The sequence below is a fragment of the Streptomyces bluensis genome (genome assembly GCF_014650715.1).
GTDB classification, from domain to species: domain Bacteria; phylum Actinomycetota; class Actinomycetes; order Streptomycetales; family Streptomycetaceae; genus Streptomyces; species Streptomyces bluensis.
The window spans coordinates 17181-36280 of record NZ_BMVM01000009.1; the positions used below are offsets into that span (position 1 = coordinate 17181).

Consider the following 19100-nt stretch of genomic DNA (forward strand, 5'->3'; position numbering starts at 1 on the left):
TCAGCCCACCAGAGCCGGCGCCGCGCCGTCGGCCTGAGCGGTCTGCGCGCCCGCCTCGACGAGCGCCGCCACCGCCGGGTCCAGCACGGAGTGCAGCGCGGTGACCGCGCCTTCGAGGAACAGCTTCCGCATCAGCGTCCGCTGGATCTTGCCGCTGGTGGTCTTGCGTACGGTGCCGGGGCGGACGAACAGCACGGTGCCGACCGGCACGGCGAACTCCCTGGCGATGCGCCGCTGCACCTCGGCGGTGACGGTCTCCAGGTCCGCGCCCGCCGCGGCGGCCCGGATCTCGTGGATCACCACGAGGTGCTCCTGGCCGCCGGTGTCGACGGCGAAGACGGCCCCGGTGCCGATCGCCGGGTTCACGGCGCGGACGGCGCCCTCCACGTCGTACGGGTAGATGTTGCGGCCGTTGATGAGGACCATTTCCTTCAGCCGGCCGGTCACGAAGAGCTCCCCGTCGCCCAGGACGCCCAGGTCGCCGGTGCGCAGCCAGGTGCCGAGGTCCTCCTGGCCCGCGATCCGCGCGCCGAAGATCTCCGCGTTCACCTCCGGCCGCTCCCAGTAGCCCAAGGACACGCTGGCGCCGCGCACCCAGACCTCCCCGACCTGTCCCTCGGGACGCTCGGCCAAGGTCTCGGGGTCGACGACGCGCACCTCGAAGTCCTCGGCCCGTGCCACACCGCTGCTGACCAGGGTCCGCCGCGGGGCGCCCAGGTACGGGCCCTCGACGACACCGCGCTCCAGACCGGCGGCGTCCACCTCACGCAGCAGCGCACCGCGGTTCCTGGGGATGCCGGTCACCAGCAGCGTGGTCTCGGCCATGCCGTAGCAGGGGAACATGGACTCGGCCCGGAAGCCGTAGGGCCCGAAGCGCTCGGTGAACGCCTTGACGGTCTCGGCCCTGACCGGCTCGGCGCCGTTGCAGGCCGTGCGCCACGACGACAGGTCCAGCCCTTCCAGCTGTGCGTCGGTGATGCGCCGGACGCACAGGTCGAAGGAGAAGTTGGGTCCGGCGCTGGCGTTCACGCCGTACTCGCTGACCAGTTCCAGCCAGCGGACGGGCTTGCGCAGGAACGACACCGGAGGGATCAGGACGCCGGTGGTGCCCAGCCACAGCGGCTGTAGCACATGCCCCATGAGCCCCATGTCGTGGTAGAAGGGCAGCCAGCCGCCGACGGTCGACTCGGAGTTGTTGCCGGTGGAGCGGGCGATGGCCGCCTCGTTGGCGAGCAGGTTGCCGTGCGTCACCATCACACCCTTGGGCTCGCTGGTGGAGCCCGAGGTGTACTGGAGGAAGGCCAGGTCGTCCGGGCGCAGCCCCGGGTCGCGCCAGGCGTCCGCGTCGCCGACGGTTCTCTGGTCGGTGGCCAGGCAGGCCACGTCCGAGAAGCCCTCGGCCGCCAGCCACGCCTCCACCTCGGGGGCCTGCTCGGCGAGGGTCAGCACCGCGCCGACCCGGGCGTCACGGACGATCCCGGACACCCGGCGGAAGTGCTGGCCCTGCTCGGAGGGCAGCGGGGCGGGCACCGCGACGGCCCCGGCGTAGAGGCAGCCCACGAACGCCTTGACGAAGTCCAGGCCGGACGGGTACAGCAGCAGGATCTGACGTCCCGCCAGCCCGCGTTCCTGGAGCCAGGACGCGATGTCCCTGGCCGTGCGGTCCAGGCCCAGATAGGACAGCCGTTCGGGTTCCTTGCCCTTGACTCCGTCCGCGAGGAACAGGAACGCGTCGCCGTCGCCGCGTTCGTCCGACCGTGTCAGCACGAGCTCCGCGAATGAACCGAATTCCGCCACCGTCATTCCCCTTGCCTCGAAGCGCCTCGTATCGCGTTGAAACCGGTTGAACCCACCGGCCGAACGGCTGACCGACCGGCAGGCCGCACTGCCTGCCGGAGCTGTCGTGCCGATGGTCGGACCCGCCTCTAAAGCCCCTCTTGCGGCTCGACCACGAGCCCCGCGCAGGGCTCCGTCACCGGGGCCCCACGCGGGGCCTCCGTCACCGACCCCCGAGCAGGGTTCCGTTCACCGACCCTTCCTACGGCTCCCTCACCGACTTCTCTGGCGGCTCGGGGATCAGCCCGTGCACCGGGCTCCGTCACCAGCCCGTGGGCTCCGTCACCAGCCCGTGGGCTCCGTCACCGACCCCGCTCACGGCTCCGTGACCGGCTTCTCCGGCAACTCCGTCACCAGCCCCAGGCAGGGCTCCGTCACCGGGCCCCACGCGGGGGCCGTCACCAGCCCCCGCGCAAGGTTCCGTCACCGACCCCTCCCACGGCTCCCTCACCGGCTTCTCCGGCAGCTCCGTCAGCAACGCAACCCCTCGGCTCCCGTCACTCCCGCCGTCCGGGCTCCTTCCCCACGCGCCCGGGGCGGCCCTCCAGTTGCGCCCACAACTCCCGTTCGCCCGGGGAGAGCGGTGTGTCGGCGACCAGTCGCTCCGGATGGGCGCGCGGCGGCGCGTCGAGTGGGCGGATGCCGCCCAGAGCCCTGGGATCGCCGTCACCGAGCCACCACTGCTTGGCCTGGTCCACGGAGACCGGCGGGACCATGCCGAACATGACGGCGAGCGCGCCGAAGCCGTCCGCCAGGAACGTGGCGGTCCCCCGCCAGACCCGCCACGCCGCCCGGCGCACGGTCCACCACCACATGCCGGGCCACCGCATGCCCGGCCCCCGCATGCCGGGCCGCATCACCATGCCGCCGCCCGCCTCAGGACGCCCGCCGGCCGAAGTCCGCCGTCAGGCGGACGTGTGCCGGCAGCGTGGGCAGCTGCTCCCCGGTCAGGTCGTGGCGGAACGACACGGTGCCGTCCGTGTCCTCGCCCGTCTCCGCGAAGCCCACGGACGGGTACAGGGTGCGCACCCGGTGGTTCTTCGCGGTCGGACGGTAGCGGGCGTGCACGGCCCCGGCCCCGCGCTCCGCGGCCTCGCGCAGCACGGCGGCCAGGCAGGCCTCTTCGATGCCGCGGGCGAACACCCGGCAGCTCAGCAGCATGTTGTCGATGTGCCAGCCGCCGTCCGCGGCACCGTCCGCGCCGACGCCGCTCACCAGGACCACCCCCACCAGCCCGTTGTCACCGAACCGGTCGGCGGAGCGGATCGCCAGCACCAGCCCGTCGTCGGAGTCGCGACGGGCCCGTACGTCGGCCTGCTGGAGCCGCTCGGTCGTGAGGTTGAACTGGTTGGTGCGCAGCGTCACCTGGGAGACCCGGGCGATCTCGTGGTCCGCCACGGGCGAGAGGGTGACCTCGACGCCGAGTTCCGCGAGGTACTCCTCCATGGAGCCCGCGCTCTCCATGAGGTCCTGGCGGGCGGCCTCGGTGCGGTACTGCGTCGCCCGGGCGCGGTCCTCGGCGGTCAGCTCCCGCAGGTCGAACCAGCCATCGGCGAGCAGCCGTTCGATGTGCAGGGCGGGTTCCTCGTCGAGCCGGACCACGGCGACACCGGGCAGGCCGCGGGCCACCAGCCCGCACTCGAACGGCGAGTCGTCGGCGAAGACGAAGCTGTCCACACCGAGGTTGAGCTTGCGGGCGATGGCCAGCAGATTGCCGTCCTTGGGCTCCCAGTTGGCGACGATCTGCACGAAGTCGCCGTCGCGCAGCACCATGTCGGGGTGGTCGCGCAGCACGGCGCGGACCGGCTCGATGTCGTTCTTGCTGCACACCGCGAGCAGGACGCCCTGGGCGCCGATCTGGCCGACGGCCTTCTGGAAGCGGCCGAACGCCTCACCGCGGTAGGTGGTGGCGGCGGCGATGCCGTCGGGGCCGTCGTCGCCGAGGATGCCGTCCCACAGGGTGTTGTCGAGATCCACCACCAGCACCTTCTTGGTGCGTCCGCGCAGGGCACGCGCGAGGTGGCCGGCCTCGCGGGCGTAACCGGCCAGCAGTTCCTCACCGAGCTGCACCTTGGCGTAGGCGGCGAGCCGCGGCTCGTTGACCGGGCCGGAGGAGGCGATCAGCGGATCGAGGTCGACGACGTGGACGCGGTCGTGCTCGGCCGCCAGCCGCAGCAGCCCCGCGTTGAACTCCCGCCAGACGACCCCGAGCCGGGCCCGCGACCGGGAGTCGACCAGGCTGCGCAGCCGGGTGCGCAGCAGCGGCACGGTGTTGAGCACCAGGGTGCCGCCTCCGTGCGTGACGTACCGCTCCGCGAGCTGCCGGATCAGCCCCAGCTTCGCGACGGTGACCCGCTCCACATCCTCCACCAGCCAGGGATGCGGCAGTTCGTCAAAAACAATGTCCGGATCGAGCACGCACAGCGCCAGATCGGCACCCGAGGCGTACAGCTCGCTGCCGGTGTCCTGGAGATCGCGGTACCACGAGTCGTAGTCGCCCTCGTGCAGCTTCAGCAGCATTCCGTGGCGGGCGAGTTCGGCGGTCAGCGGGGCTTTGAGCCCGCTGAGGGTGGAATGGCCGGTGACGGCGACGGAGAACGTGTCGGTGCCGGGGTGCTCGCGCAGCACCTCCTCCGCGTCGAGGCGGGAGAGCAGCTGTCCGGCGCGCACCAGGTCGGGCGCGGGCGGCCCGGCCGGATTCCCCGTGGCGGCCAGCTCGGCCAGCAGACCGGGCACCTCGTCGTACGCGCCGGCGAGGCGTCCTTCGGCATGGAGGGCGCGCAGCCGGTCCAGCGGTCCGGTCCGCTCGCCCACGGCGGTGCTCGCAACCGTGCCCATGGTGTCTCCCCTTCACAGAATCGCGCGTCGCTCACCACCCCTGCCGGTGGCCGCACCGACCCTGCCCGGCACGTCTTAAGGGGCCCTTGAGCGGACCGGAAGCGCACCCCCGGGGTCCAGGGCCGCCACTCCTGCACCGGCAGCCGCATCATTGTTCGACATGCCACCCGATCCATTGAAAAGCCGGGATACCGCACGTGTCGGTGGGTTTCCGTCGCGGGCGCGGCATTCCCTTGACTGATCCGGCCGACCGGATCTGCCCCACCCGTGAACGGAGACACCCGTGCGCATCACCGACATGCATCGCTGCGAGATCCGCCCCGGACGGCTCGTCGAGTGGACGCTCAGTCCGGCGACGGTCGAGGCGGCGGCGAGCCTGCCGGAGGACTCGCGGCCGCCGGCGTACATCCAGGAGTCGCACATCAGGACGGTCCGCTCGGTGCGGGAGGACGGGCTGTTCGTACCGACCTGGGTGGGCGCGGCGTTCGACATCCCGGGCACGGTCGATCTCGACATCCTTCAGGAGGCCCTGCGCGGCTGGACGCTCCGGCACGAGACGCTGCGCAGCGGCTTCCGCTGGACCGGCGAGTCCGACGACGAGATGCGCCGGTTCACGCTCGACGCGGACGCGGTGTCCCTGCACCGCGAGGTCATCGGCGACTTCTCCGACGCGACGGAGGTCGCCCAGTACCTCCAGGACCGCTTCGACGTCACGGCGGACGCGCTGCGCTGGCCGAACTTCCTCTACGCGGCGGTGGTCCGGGACGACTCCACCAGCGTGTATCTGGCCTTCGACCACAGCAACGTCGACTCGTACTCCGTCCAGCGCCTCCCGGCCGACATCCACGAGCTCTACACGGCGGGCGTCGAGGGCCGCCGCGTGGAGCAGACACCGCCCGGCAGTTACGTCGACTTCTGCGAGATCGAGCGGGCGGACGCGGACCGGATCGACGCCGACCACGAGGTCGTGGGCCGCTGGCGGGAGTTCATCCGCCGCTGCGGCGGGCGGCTGCCGGACTTCCCCCTCGACCTCGGCCTGGCCCCCGGCGGGCCCCTCCCCTCCCAGCGGCTGATGAACGAGATGCTCGTGGACGCGGACGACGCCGCCGCCTTCGAGGCGTACTGCCGGCCCTTCGGCGGAGGTCCGGCCGGCATCCTGGCCGCCACGAGCCTCATCGTCCACCAGCTCGGCGGTGGGCCCGTCTACCGCACGGTGGTGCCGTTCCACACCCGGGTGAAGTCCCGGTGGTCGGACTCCGTGGGCTGGTACGTCGGCGGCGCACCGCTTGAGGTTCCCGCCACCCGCGCACCCGACTTCGCGAGCGCCCTGCGGGCCGTGCACGCCGAGTTGCGGGCCAACCGGTCCCTGGCGCGCATTCCGCTGGCCCGTGTGCTGCGCCTGCTCGGCGCCGACTTCCGCCCGACCTCACCCGACCTGTACTCGATCGTCTCGTACGTCGACGCGCGTGCCCTGCCCGGCTCCGACCGCTGGGCCGAACTGTCGGTCTACGGGCTGATGAGGGTGTCGTACGGGGACCAGGTGTGCGTGTGGCTCAACCGGCTCCACGAGGGCCTGTGGTTCGCCTGCCGCTACCCCGACACCGACATCGCGTACCACAACATGCGGCGGTACACCGAGCGGCTGCGCGACATCATCGTCTCGGTGGCCCACGAGAAGCGGTTGGCCGACCGGAAGCCCGAGCCGATCACCGTCGGCTGAACGCGGAGCACCGGGGAAACCGCCGGGTGTGCCGCTCCTTGCCTGCCAGGGCGATGCACACTCGGCCCCGTCCTGGGCCCTGTCGTCAGACTCCCGTCCGTGGTCGCGGACGTCGCAACCCGCACAGGGCCACCGGTGCGCCGATCGCCACCAGCACGGCAGCGGTACAGAGCCCGGCCTGGTACCCGGCGAGAAACGCCCCGTCGGCGTCGGCTCCCGTGGCGGCCGCCGCGTGCTGCCCGTACGTGACGATCACACCGACCACGGCGATGCCGAGGACGCCCGAAGCCTCGCGGGTGGCGCTGAACAGGCCGGCGGCCATACCCGATGTGTGCACAGGAGCGGACTCCAGGGCCCGGGTCGTCAACGGAACGGCCATGGCGGAGCCGATGCCGATGGCTGTCAGCCCGGGCAGCAGGTCGGCGAAGCCGCCGGCCGCGCTGCCACGGGCCACGAGCAACAGCCCCAGGGCCACGAGAAGCAGTCCCCCGGCCGATACCCGGTCGTCGCCCCACCGCCGGGACATTCTCGGGACCAGTACGGCGGTCACCAGGAGGGCTGACGCCACGGGCGTGAGGGCCAGACCGGCGAATGTCGGGCTGAAATCAAGCACGTTCTGCAGGAACTGCGAAGTGAAGAAGAAAACGCCCGTGACTCCCAGACCCCACAGCAACTGGGTGACGATTCCTCCCGCGAACGCCCGTCGGCGAAGCAGCTCGACAAGGGGTGCATTCCTGTCCGATGACACCGTCACGACGACGGCAGTCGCACAGATGAGGGCCATCATCCCTGGCACGACGATTCTCATGGCCGTGAAACCGAAGCGGGGCCCCTCGATCAGACAGTAGGCGAATCCGCCGAAGAAGAGACAGGCCATCGCCAACGTGGGAAGGGGAACAGTGGAGCGGGGGGCCTCACGCACGGCATCGGCAGCGCCGTCGCGTGGGGAGGATTGAGGAATCGCCGCGACCGCCACGAGGAGCGAGAGGACCCCGAGCGGCACGTTGATGGCGAACAGCCAGGTCCATCCCAGGTGTTCGGTGATGAGGCCGGAGATCACGGGCCCGCAGGCCAGTGCGGTGGACAGCGCCGCGGTCAGTGCGCTGACGCCGGTGTTGCGCGCGCGGGGAAGCAGGTCGTGGGACAGCACCGCGAGGGAGGCGGGCGTGATGAGAGCCGCTCCGACCCCTTGCAGACCCCGGCAGGCGATCAGCGCCGGCCCGCTGGTGGACAGGCCGCACAGCAGTGAGGAGACCGTGAAGAGGCTGATGCCCCACAGCAGTGTGGGGCGCCGCCCTCTGGAGTCGGCGCAACGGCCCCCCAGCAGGAGGAAGCTGGAAAACGCCAGGGGGTACATCGCGGCAACCCACTTGAGACCGGGGTCGCTGAGCGTCAGCTCTTCCTGAATGTGCGGAAAGGCAACGGTGACAATGGTGTTGTCGAGCGCCGTCATGAAGGACGGAAGGATGACTGCCACCAGAATGCCGAGTCCGCGCAGTCGGCTCATCAACCATGCCTCGGAATTGATGGGAGTGAATCATCGTACGGAGCCGGTCGGCCGAATCAAGCTGACACGCCACGCACGGCATCCGAGTCAACGGAAACGGCGTGTCGTACGATAATGATCTTGTTTTCATGTTTCGCTGACCCTGAATACGGGCTTCTCAGGCATGGCCGGAATGAGAATGCTGTCCGACCTCAATGAAGGCATGGTGATCCAATGCCGTCACCCAAGGGCGAAACGCTCAGCACCCATCTGGCTCTTTCCGCCCAGCAGGCACCCGATGAGGTGGCGTTCACCTTCGTGGACTTCGGCACCGACAGGGACGGGACATCCGTCGAGCTGACGTGGGGCGAGCTGGACGCACGGGTACGGACGGTGGCAGCCGGGCTGGGCCGGGCGGGCGCGGCAGGCGAGCGCGTGGCCGTCGTCGCGCCGCAGGGCCTCGACTACGTGGTCGGATTCCTGGGCGCCGTATGCGCGGGCGCGATGGCCGTACCGCTCTTCCCGCCCGGCCTGCCCGGCCACGGCGACAAACTGGCGGCCGTGCTGGCCGATGCGGCACCCGCGCTGGCCATCGCCGCGCCGGAGCAGCGGGAAGCGGTGGCCGATTTCTGCACCGGCCACGGGATCGCCTCACGTCTGCGCGTCATGAGCGTGGAGGAGCTGGTGCGGGCCGCGGGAACCGCGGCCGCCGAGGCTTCGACGGCCCCGGAGACACGAGCCCCCGAGCCACAGGCCCCGGAGCCACAGCCCGAGGACTGCGCCTATCTCCAGTACACGTCCGGGTCGACGAGGATGCCGTCCGGGGTGGAGATCACCCACGCCAACGTGTGCGCCAACGCACGCCAGGCGCTGGAAGCGTACGACCTCCGCAGAGGGCAGAACTGCACCGTCGGCTGGCTCCCGCTGTATCACGACATGGGTCTCGTACTGACGATCGCCCTGCCGATCGTGGGCCGCATGCAGTCCGTCATCATGGATCCGTTGGCCTTCGTCCAGCAGCCCGTCCGATGGCTCCGCCTGCTCAGCCGCTACGGCGGCGCCTGCACGGCCGCCCCCAACTTCGCCTACGACTACTGCGTTCAGCGAGTGCCGCCCGAGGAACGGATCGGCCTGTCCCTCGGATCGGTCGCCTCCCTGGTCAACGGCAGCGAGCCCATCAATCCGGCGACCCTCGACCGCTTCCATGAAGCGTTCGCGCCGTTCGGCGTCCGCAGGACCACCATGCGCCCCTCGTACGGCCTCGCGGAGGCCACCGTGTTCGTCGCGGCATCGCCCGCCGGGGAGGAACCGACCGTCACCCCCTTCGACCGGAGCCTGCTGGCGCAGGGCACCGCGCGGGTCGCTGAACCCACCGAAGGCGGCTCCATCACCGAACTGGTCGCCTGCGGCCGGCCGACGAACCAGGAAGTGGCCGTCGTCGATCCGGCGACCGGCCGTCGGCGGGAGGACGGGACGGTCGGGGAGATCTGGCTGCGGGGCCCGAACATCGGACGCGGGTACTGGGGCCGCCCCCATGACGGGGAATCCTTCGGTGCCGTCATGGACGGCGAAGACGCGGCCGATCCGGCACAGCGCTGGCTCCGCACGGGCGACCTGGGAATGTGGCACGACAAGCAGCTCTACGTCACCGGCCGGCTCAAGGACCTGGTGATCATCGACGGCACCAACCACTATCCGCACGACATCGAACTCACCGTGCAGGACGCCCACCCCGCCATCCGGCGCCACCACACGGCCGCGTTCGCCGTGTCCACCGACGAAGGTGAAAGGCTGGTCGTGGTCGCCGAGCACGCCCCCGGTGTCACCGACCCGCACACCGCTCGCGACGAGGTGACCCGGGCCGTACGCGGGGCTGTCGCGAGCGCCCACGGAATCGCCGTTCACGACTTCGTCCACGCCCCGCCCGGCACCGTACCCCGTACCACCAGCGGCAAGGTCGCCCGCAGCGCCTGCCGGGCGCAGTACCTCGCCGGCACCTGGGCGGCCACGAGGAACACGGCCCTGAGGACTGGTACGGCATGACCACCCCGCCCGGAGAGGACCCGGCAGCAGGGCCATCGAACGCTGATCACACACCTCTCACCGGGCCCACGGGCGCCGACGCGCCGACCGCCACCGAGATCCGCTCCCTCCTGCGCCATCTGGTCGCGGACCTGTGCGGCGTACCCGCCGACGAGATCGACGGCGAACGTCCCCTGACCGACTACGGACTCACCTCGCGCCAGGCCGTCGGGCTCAGTGGACGGCTGGAACAGACGCTCGACAGGGCACTTCCCGCCACCTTGGTGTGGGAGAACCCCAGCATCGAGCAACTGGTGCGCAGCCTGGCTCCGGTGAACCCGGCCGAGCAGACCACCACCTGTGCCCCGACAGCAGCCGGAGGCAGGGACGACACCGGTCCCGACGCGGTCGCGGTGATCGGCGTCGGATGCCGTCTCCCGGGTGGTGTCCAGGGGCCCGACGCCTTCTGGGAGGCACTGCTCGCGGGCAGGGACGTCGTGGGCCAGGTCCCCGACGCACGCTGGCAGGACTTCGACGACGGGGCGTCCGAGACCGCGGCCGTGCTCGCGCGTACCCCTCACTGGGGTGCCTTCCTGGACGACGTCCAGGGCTTCGACGCGGACTTCTTCGGGATCGAGCCCGCGGAAGCCGACGTCATGGACCCTCAGCAAAGACTCCTGCTCGAAGTGGGATGCGAGGCCCTGGACCACGCGGGAATTCCGCTCTCGCACCTCCAGGGCAGTGCCACCGGCGTGTTCGTCGGTCTCAGCGCGCTTGAGTACGGGCATCTGACCACGGCCGGCCTGCCAGGGGTCACACCGTGGACGAACACCGGGGCGGCAGGCAGCATCGCCGCGAACCGCATGTCCTACCTGCTCGACCTGCGCGGCCCCAGCATGACGATCGATACCGCCTGTTCCTCGTCCCTCGTGGCCGTGCACCAGGCATGCCGCAGTCTCCGCGACGGCGAATCCGACACCGCCCTGGCCGCCGGGGTCAACGTACTGCTCTCACCGGCCGTCACCGCCAACTTCGCACAGGTCGGCGCGTTGGCACCGGACGGCAGATGCAAGCCGTTCGACGCGAGGGCCGACGGCATCGTGCGCGGGGAAGGATGCGGCGTCGTCGTCCTCAAACGACTCACCGACGCCCAGCGGGACGGCGACAGGGTTCTGGCGGTCATCCGCGGCACGGCGGTCAACTCGGACGGCCGCTCGGCCGGGCTCATGGCACCCAACCCGAACGCCCAGGAAGCCCTGCTGCGCAGCGCCCTGCGGGACGCCGGCGCGGAAGCAGCCCACATCGGCTATGTCGAAGCGCACGGCACCGGGACGCTGCTGGGTGATCCCATCGAGGCGGGAGCCCTGGGCGCCGTCCTGGGCCGTGACCGCCCGGCCGGCCAACCGCTGCTGATCGGCTCGGTCAAGAGCAATCTGGGACATCTGGAGGGCGCGGCGGGAATCGTCGGCCTGATCAAGACGGTGCTCTCGCTCCACCACGGAAAGCTGCCTGCCACCCTCCACTTCCACAGCCCCAACCCCCACATCGACTTCACCGAGCTGGGCCTGCGCGTCGTCGCTGAGCCCACTCCGTGGCCCGCCGACCGTGGGCGCCCCGCTCTGGCGGGTGTGTCGGCCTTCGGGTTCGGGGGCACCAACGCTCACGCCATCCTGGAGCAGGCACCCCAGCCGGTCCCGTCGCCCGCCGAGAGTGCCGAGAGTGCCGAGGGAGTCGAAGGTGTCGAGGGTGCCGAGGGTGTCCCCCACGTCCTGATGGTCACCGCGCGTTCCCAGGACCGGCTCGGCGACGTCGCCACCGGTCTCGCCCGTTGGCTGAGCACGCAGGGCGGTGCCCTGTCCCTCACAGATGTCTGCCACACGCTGGCCCACCAACGCCGGGGACCGGCAAGCGCCGCCGTCGTCGGCCGGGGGCGCGCCGACCTCACCGCGGCACTCGTGGCGCTCGCCAAGGGCGAGACCCCCTCGTGCGTCGTGCCACCACGGACAGCACAGGACCTGGAAACGGACGAGAAGACGCCACGCCGGCCGGTGCTCGTCTTCTCCGGTTACGGTTCGCAGTGGGACGGGATGGGGCACCGGCTGCTGCGCGACGATCCCGTCTTCGCCGCCTCGGTCGGCGAACTGGATCCGGTCTTCGAGGCGGAGACGGGCAGTTCCCTCACGAACCTGCTCTCCCGCACGGACCAGGACACGAGCGTCGACCGCACACAGCCGCTCCTCTTCGGCCTGCAACTCGCCCTGGCGAACACGGTGCGCGCCTCGGGGGTCGAGCCCGCCGCTGTCATCGGGCACTCGATGGGAGAGGTGACCGCGGCCGTGGTCGCCGGCGCTCTCGACCCCCGCGACGGCCTGCGGGTGATGCTCAACCGTTCCACCCGGCTCGCCGCCATCGACCAGGAACAAGCCGGCGCGATGGCTGTCGTGGAACTTCCGGAGGAGTCCCGCGCGGACCTCCTCGGCCGCTATCCGGATGTCAGCATCGCGGTGTACGCCTCGCCGCAGCGTTGCACCGTCACGGGTCCCAGCGACCCCATCGCACGTATCGTCGCGGAAGTCGAGGCGCAGGGGCGCCTCGCCCGCCTCCTCCCCATCGCGGCCGCCGCACACTCACCAGCCGTCGATCCGGTCCTCACGGCGCTGCGCGACGCCCTCGGCGGTATCAGCCCACGCGACGCGGCCATCCCCTGGTACGGGACGGTCCTGGACGACGCCCGCGCCGACATCCACGCGGACGCGGACTACTGGTGCGCCAACGCCCGCCGCCCTGTTCGCTTCCAGCAGGCGGTGGCCGCCGCGGCGGCCGACGGCCACGACCTCTTCCTGGAGATCTCACCTCACCCCGTCGCTGTCGTCCCGATCACGGAGACGCTGGGCGCGGTGGCCCCGGGGCGCGGCCGCGTGCTGCCGACGGTGCACCGCAACAGCGATGAGAGCGTGCATCTGCGCATCGCCCTCGCGGAGCTTCACCTGGCCGGCGTGGAGGGACCGGCCCGGCACCTGTGGCCGGACGGCGAGCGGGTGACCGTGCCGAGTCCTCCCTGGCGTCATGTCCCTCACTGGTTCCGTGGAAGGGGCCCCTCACAGCAGCCGTCCGGCGCGGGCGACCACTCCCTGCTGGGCGTGCGGGTGGAGGACCCCGGCACGGACCGTGTCCTGTGGCAGGGGGACATCGGCACCGACGGCTGGAACCAGCGGCCGGCCACCCTGCACGGCAGGCCCGTCCTTTCGCTGCCCGTCTGCGCCGAGCTCGTGATCGCCGCGGCGACCGCCACGAGCGCCACGGCCGTCGAGACGGTACGCATCGAGAACCTGACAGTCCATCACTGGCTGCCGGTGTCCGCCAGAACGCCCGTCACGACCGTCTGGGAGCCGGAGGGACGCGATCAGGCAACCGTCGGCATCCACGCACGATCCGCCTCCGGCGCCTGGCTGTGCCACGCCTCCGCCCGCGTGCACACCAAACCCGAACCGCTGACGGGTCGTGGATCGGGAGGGACCGCTCCTTTCGAGGTCGGCTTCGCCGTACCCGCCGCTGAGGAACCCGCGCCGGACCGGCGACCGCACGGCAGGCTCCTGCACGCCGTCCTGCACACACCGTCCGCCACGGAAGACGTTCCGGTCTCCGTACGGTCTCTTCAGGTACGGCTGAAGCCTCCTGGCCACGCCGAATGCCGGGTCCGGTGCCTGCCGGGCACCGGCGAGCCGGCCATGGGCGACGCCCCTGGCCGACCACCCCACCGCGGCCCGTGGGACATCCATGCCCAGGACGCCGGGGGACGCGAGCTGCTCGTGGCCCAGGACGTGCGGCTCCGGGCCGTCGAACCGGGCGAGGTCCCGCAACCGCTCGACGAGACAACCTATGAAATCGAGTGGGAGAAAGCCTCCGTCTCCCTCCCTTCCCCTCCGGCCCGCGTCCTGCTGCTGACGGACCAGTCCGACGGCAGCAGGAACCCCCATGCCTCCCACCTCAAGTCGGCGCTCCAGGAACAAGGCGTTGAGGTGGCGGTCGCGGACCGCCGGGCTGATGCCTTCGACAGCCTGCTGGACACCTGGCGCGAGACGACACACGACGGACGGGCCGCGCTGGTCCTGCTCCTGGCCGACGGCCCCGAGCCACCCGGAGCGTGCCGAGGGCTGCACACCGCCGCGGACCTCGCCCGCCGTCTGGTCACCGACCCTCGTCACCTGCCGCTTCCCCGGCTGTGGCTGGTGACCGAGCGGGCCCAGTCAGTGGTACCCGGGGAGACGGGAAACCCCGACCTGGCCTCGCTTCGCGGTCTCGTGCGCGCCCTGGCCCTGGAGCATCCCGCGCTGCGTACCACCCTGGTGGACATCGATCCCCAACCCGGTCTCGTCGACAACCTGGCCCAGGAACTGCTGTGCGACGGCGAGGCCGACGAGGTCGCCTGGCGCGCGGGTACGCGTTTCGTCGCCCGGCTGGCCGCAGTGGACTCGGATGACGCATCCGTCAGGGTGCCCTTCGCCCGTCCCGACGGCGCCTACATCGTGACGGGCGGACTGACCGGCCTCGGCCTGGCGACGGCTCGACGGCTGGCCGAGCAGGGAGCGGGCCGCATCGTCCTCAACGGCCGCCGTGCTCCGGGCCCCGCGACGCGGGCCGTCCTCACCGAACTCGGCGAACTCGGCACCTCTGTCGTCGTGGTGCGGGGAGATGTCGCCGAGCCCGGTGTGGCCACACGTCTGGTCGAGGCGGCCCTGTCCGAAGGGCATTCCCTGGGCGGGGTCGCCCACGCCGCAGCCGTGATCCACGACCGCGTCATCAGCGATCTGCGGTCGTCCGACATCCACGCTGTCTTCCAGCCGAAGGTCACGGGATCCCTCCACCTGGAGGCGGCCACCTCGGGGCACGAACTCGACTGGTGGCTGTCGTACAGCTCCGCCGCCGCGCTCCTCGGCTCCCCCGGACAGGCGGCCTACGCCGCGGCCAACGCCTGGCTGGACGCGCACGCTCACCGTCGCCGGGCCGTGGGCCTGCCGGCCACCGCCATCGCGTGGGGCCCCTGGGCCGAGGTGGGTGCGGCACCCCGGGACCTCACCACGAACTCCGCCATCGCCCTCGAACCCATCGCCGTGAAGGACGGATTGGACGCCCTGCAAGCGCTGGTCACCCGTGGCAGGGCACACACCGGCGTGGTGCGTCTGGACGCCCGTCGGGCTCTGGAAGCCTTCCCCGGCCTGGACGCGATCCCGTTCTTCTCGGGGGTTCTGCGCGGCAGTGGTCTCCCCGACCACGACTGGGACGGCCCGGAAGGCATCACAACGCTCGGCGAAGCGGCGCCCGCCAGGGTCTACGAACGGCTCGCCAAGCGTACGGCCGCCGTCATGGGACGCGCTGTCCAGGACCTGGACGAGAACATTCCACTGACCGACCTCGGCCTCGACTCCCTCATGACCGTGCGGATCCAGAACGCCGCCAAGCAGGACTTCGCCGTCGCGTTGCCCGCCCCCTTCCTTCTGCGGGGTGCCAGTCTTCGTGCGCTCGGCGACGCGGTTCTGAAGGAACTGGGCCTGACGCGGGCTGATCCGGGTGACGCGACGGCAGCCGTGCACCCCGAGAACACCGAGCCGGAGCCCGTCAGCACAAGCACCGAAGCGACCCCGGCGCTGCCGACCACGCTGGATCCTCGCGATGCCGCCGAACGCCTGGTGGCCGGCGTCTGGAGGGACGTCCTCGGACGGCGGCCGGAAGACGTCAACCAGGACTTCCTTGCCGCGGGTGGTGACCGGCGCACCGCTCATGACCTGGCGGAGGGCATCCGCCGGCGGCTGGACACCACTGTCCCGGGCCTCACCGCGGAGCGTGTTCTCGCCCACTCCACCGTCGCCGCCCTCGCCGAACTGATCCGGCCCGTGGTGAACAGGACCGGAGAGTCCGTCGTCCGTGTCCTCCGCGACGTCCAGCCCGGCACCCACCGCCCCGCCCTGTTCACCTTTCACCCCGCCGGCGGGCCGACATCGGTCTACCGGCCCCTGGTCCAGTTGCTTCCGAGCACACAGCCCGTCTACGGATTCGACCGCGTGGACTCGCTGCGGACGGTGGAGGAGAAGGCCGCCCACTACGTCGATCTCCTCCTGGAGCTCCAGCCGCAGGGGCCGTACCACCTGCTCGGCTGGTCCTTCGGCGGCTGTCTCGCCTACGAGGTCGCCCGCCGGCTCCGCGAGACAGACCGGGCCGTGGGCTTCCTCGGACTCGTCGACACGATCCTCCAGGCCGCTCTCCCCGGCCTCGAATCCAAGGACATGATCGTCGAACGGTTCGGCCGCTTCGCCGCATACATCGAGCGGACCTACGGACGCCGACTCGACCTGCCCTACGAGGAACTGGCTGCCACGCCTGACGAGCAGCGGATCGACGTGGTCATGCGGCTCGTCGCCGAAGCCGGCCTCGACATGAGCCCCGGAATCATGGAGCACCAGCGGACGTCGTACGTCGACGCACGCGTGGGAGAGCGGTACCGGCCTCAGCCCTATCCGGGTCACGTCGTGCTCTATCGCGCCCAGGAAGCACAGCAGCTGACCACGGCGCTCGACCCCCGGTACGTGCGCGGCGAGGCAGACCTCGGATGGGCGCCGTTGTGCCCGTCACTTGAGGTCGTCCCCGTGCCGGGCGACCACTTGTCGCTCATCGACCCGCCTCATGTCGAGGTCATCGCGCGGCACCTCACCCCATGCCTTGACAGACAAGGCAACTGACACAGGGTGCGTCACCCGGTCCGCCGATCACATCGGCATAAAATCGGCGTGCCGACTGGTACCGAATGAAGTATTTCGGCATGGTCTGCACGTGAATGTCGATCTTGTTCAGATGCTCCGCCGGAACGCCCTGTGCACTGGCCGGGCACGCCTCACCCGCCGCTCATTCCTCGCCTGTCTCCTGCTCCTCGCGTCGTCGCTGTACGGCACCGCGACCGCTGCCGCCATCGACGGCGCGGACCGGGCGCCCCGACCGGCCGGCACCGGCGCCCGGATCACAGCCGTCAGGGAACTCGACGACCGCACGCTGGACCTGACCGTCCGGTCACGGGCCATGGAAGGCTCCGTGCCGGTCCGCGTCATCCTCCCCAAGAGCTGGACGAGCGAGGGACGACGCACGTACCCCGTGCTCTACATGCTGCACGGCGGAGACGACGACTACACCTCCTGGACGCGCGAGACGGACGTCGAGGAACTGGCGGAGGACTCCGACGTCGTCATCGTGATGCCCGACGGCGGCAAGCACGGCTACTACTCCGACTGGTATGTCGGCGCGCCCCTGTGGGAGACGTTCCACACCGTCGAGCTGGTCCGGCTCATGGAGAGGACTTTTCGCACCAACTCCTCCCGTGCCGTCGTCGGCCTGTCCATGGGGGGCTTCGGCGCGCTCAACTACGCGTCGCGTCACCCGCGGATGTTCCGGTACGCGGCCTCCATGAGCTCGTACGTCGACCTCAATGAACCCGAGGTGCGTGATTTCATCCGTCTCGGCTCCACCGTGGACGGCATCGACATCAAGGACGTCTGGGGCGACCCGGAACAAGACGACGACAACTGGCAGGCCCACAACCCGGCCGCCCGACCGGGCGCCTTCCGGGGAACGAGGGTCCACCTCTCCTCGGGAAACGGAACACCCGGACCACTGGACGCGGCCCATGAGACCCGTGTGATCGCGGCAGGCATGCTGGCCGAAAGAATGCTTCCGGCTTCGCTGAGGAAATTCGCTGAATCGCTCCGTGAGGCGGGTGTCACCGTCTCGACGGACTTCTACAAACCCGGGACGCATTCCTGGCCCTACTGGGACCGTGAACTGCACCGCATCTGGCCCACGGTGATGAAGGTACTCAGGTAGCGATGGGCCGCACGGTAGTGATCTTCGCCGCGGGGTCGCGTGGGGACGTCCAGCCGTGCCTGGCGCTGGGCAGGGCACTGACCCGCCAGGGCGACGCCGTCCGGCTGCTGGCCAGCAGCCGCTACGAGCAACTGATCACCGCGGCGGGGCTCCAGTTCCACGCCCTCCCGGCGGACCCCAGTGCGATCATCGACTCGCCCGAAGGACAGGAACTGCTGGCCGGGAAGCGCAATCCGGTGGCGTTCATCCGCGGCATCGACCGGATCGTGCGGCCCCTGTTCTCCCGCTTGCTCGCGGAGACCCAGGCGGGTGCCGAGGGAGCCGATCTCGTCCTGGCGCCCACCTTCGGCTTCCTCGGCGTCCACCTCAGCCAGTATCTGCGCGTCCCGCACGCGATCATCCACTTCCAGCCCAGTCAGCCCACCGGTGCGTTCCCCCACCCGTTCGCGCCGGCCGCGCGGTTCCTCGGGGCCTTCGGAAACCGCCTCAGCTTCGAGGCGGTGGACCTGGGATCGTGGCTGATGTGCCGTCGGTTCATCAACACCTGGCGCAGGGAGGGACTCGGCGTTCCCGCCCTCTCCCCGCTCGCCCCCTTGCGCCGCGTCCGCCGGGCCCCCGTGCTGTGCGCGTTCAGCGAGGCGGTCGTACCCCGGCCGCCCGACTGGGGACCCCACGTCCACATGACCGGTTTCTGGCACCACGAACAGCCACTGTGGAAACCGCCGCGGCGTTTGCTCGACTTCCTGGACGACGGACCTCCGCCCGTATACGTGGGCTTCGGCAGCATGAAGACCGGCGACCCCGAGGCCACCGACCGCGTCGTACGAGCCGCGCTGCGGCGCGCGGGACTGCGCGGAGTGCTGGCCGGAGACCCCGCCACGAGTGACGCCGACATGTTCGTGGTCGGGGACACCCCTCACAGCTGGCTGTTCCCCCGCATGGCCGCGGTGGTCCACCACGGAGGTGCGGGCACCACCGCCTCCGCACTGCGTGCCGGAGTCCCGTCCCTGGTCTGCCCGTTCTTCGGTGACCAGCCCTACTGGGCGGACCGGGTGCACAGCCTCGGGGCGGGACCGGAGCCCTTGCCGTCCCGGCAGCTCACCGTCCCCGCTCTCGCCGACCGGCTGCGAGCCGTCACCGGGGACGAAGGTCATACCGAGGCGGCCCGTCGGCTGGGCCGCGCGCTGACGGCCGAGGACGGTGCCGCGCGTGCCTGCCACGTCCTGAACCAGCTTGTCGGGTAACACCCGGACGGGTCACCGGTGGTGACTCCTCGTTCCGCGAACTCCGTCACTCGTCCAGCGCCTCTGCGGATGCCGATCGCTGTCCCGC

Annotated in this window: 9 protein-coding genes; 5 read left to right on the plus strand and 4 right to left on the minus strand. The window is 70.9% G+C overall.

Going from position 1 to position 19100, the window contains the following annotated elements; genetic code table 11:
• The 3 genes from IE262_RS22015 to IE262_RS22025 all read right to left on the minus strand — a co-directional run bounded on the left by IE262_RS22015 (position 1) and on the right by IE262_RS22025 (position 4674).
• Complete coding sequence (locus IE262_RS22015; protein WP_373305098.1) at positions 1-1797, minus strand: fatty acyl-AMP ligase; 1797 nt, start codon at positions 1795-1797, stop codon at positions 1-3.
• A gap of 536 nt (positions 1798-2333) precedes the next feature.
• A complete protein-coding gene (locus tag IE262_RS22020; protein WP_229877388.1) occupies positions 2334-2699 on the minus strand; it encodes a DUF6059 family protein in 366 nt (121 codons plus the stop codon).
• A 13-nt stretch (positions 2700-2712) separates the two neighbouring features.
• The gene (locus tag IE262_RS22025; RefSeq protein ID WP_189875888.1) at positions 2713-4674 is read right to left on the minus strand and encodes an HAD-IIIC family phosphatase; all 1962 of its coding nucleotides are present in this window, start codon (positions 4672-4674) and stop codon (positions 2713-2715) included.
• Positions 4675-4957: 283 nt separating this feature from the next.
• Between IE262_RS22025 and IE262_RS22030 the strand changes: the two genes are divergently transcribed.
• Positions 4958-6394: a condensation domain-containing protein gene (locus IE262_RS22030; protein WP_189875890.1), complete on the plus strand. Its 1437-nt coding sequence runs from the start codon at positions 4958-4960 to the stop codon at positions 6392-6394.
• Between the two features lie 85 nt (positions 6395-6479).
• Here the strand turns inward: IE262_RS22030 and IE262_RS22035 are convergent, their stop codons facing one another.
• Positions 6480-7901 carry an MFS transporter gene (locus tag IE262_RS22035; protein ID WP_189875892.1) on the minus strand — a complete coding sequence of 474 codons (1422 nt, stop codon included), beginning with the start codon at positions 7899-7901 and terminating at the stop codon, positions 6480-6482.
• 213 nt (positions 7902-8114) lie between these two features.
• Between IE262_RS22035 and IE262_RS22040 the strand changes: the two genes are divergently transcribed.
• The 4 genes from IE262_RS22040 to IE262_RS22055 all read left to right on the plus strand — a co-directional run bounded on the left by IE262_RS22040 (position 8115) and on the right by IE262_RS22055 (position 19012).
• Positions 8115-9923 carry a fatty acyl-AMP ligase gene (locus IE262_RS22040; protein WP_189875894.1) on the plus strand — a complete coding sequence of 603 codons (1809 nt, stop codon included), beginning with the start codon at positions 8115-8117 and terminating at the stop codon, positions 9921-9923.
• Positions 9920-16636: a type I polyketide synthase gene (locus IE262_RS22045; protein ID WP_189875896.1), complete on the plus strand. Its 6717-nt coding sequence runs from the start codon at positions 9920-9922 to the stop codon at positions 16634-16636. Before IE262_RS22040 ends, IE262_RS22045 begins: the two co-directional genes overlap by 4 nt.
• 91 nt (positions 16637-16727) lie before the next feature.
• Entirely contained in the window at positions 16728-17768 is a 1041-nt protein-coding gene (locus IE262_RS22050) for an alpha/beta hydrolase (protein WP_189875898.1), read from the plus strand.
• Positions 17769-17770: 2 nt separating this feature from the next.
• Entirely contained in the window at positions 17771-19012 is a 1242-nt protein-coding gene (locus IE262_RS22055) for a glycosyltransferase (RefSeq protein WP_189875900.1), read from the plus strand.
• The last annotated feature ends 88 nt before the right edge of the window (positions 19013-19100 follow it).

Excerpts from the sequence above, each read along its gene's own strand:
- IE262_RS22020 (WP_229877388.1), bottom strand. The coding sequence starts at position 2,699 with ATGGTGATGCGGCCCGGCATGCGGGGGCCGGGCATGCGGTGGCCCGGC.
- IE262_RS22025 (WP_189875888.1), bottom strand. The coding sequence starts at position 4,674 with ATGGGCACGGTTGCGAGCACCGCCGTGGGCGAGCGGACCGGACCGCTG.
- IE262_RS22035 (WP_189875892.1), bottom strand. The coding sequence starts at position 7,901 with ATGAGCCGACTGCGCGGACTCGGCATTCTGGTGGCAGTCATCCTTCCG.
- IE262_RS22040 (WP_189875894.1), top strand. The coding sequence starts at position 8,115 with ATGCCGTCACCCAAGGGCGAAACGCTCAGCACCCATCTGGCTCTTTCC.
- IE262_RS22045 (WP_189875896.1), top strand. The coding sequence starts at position 9,920 with ATGACCACCCCGCCCGGAGAGGACCCGGCAGCAGGGCCATCGAACGCT.
- IE262_RS22055 (WP_189875900.1), top strand. The coding sequence starts at position 17,771 with ATGGGCCGCACGGTAGTGATCTTCGCCGCGGGGTCGCGTGGGGACGTC.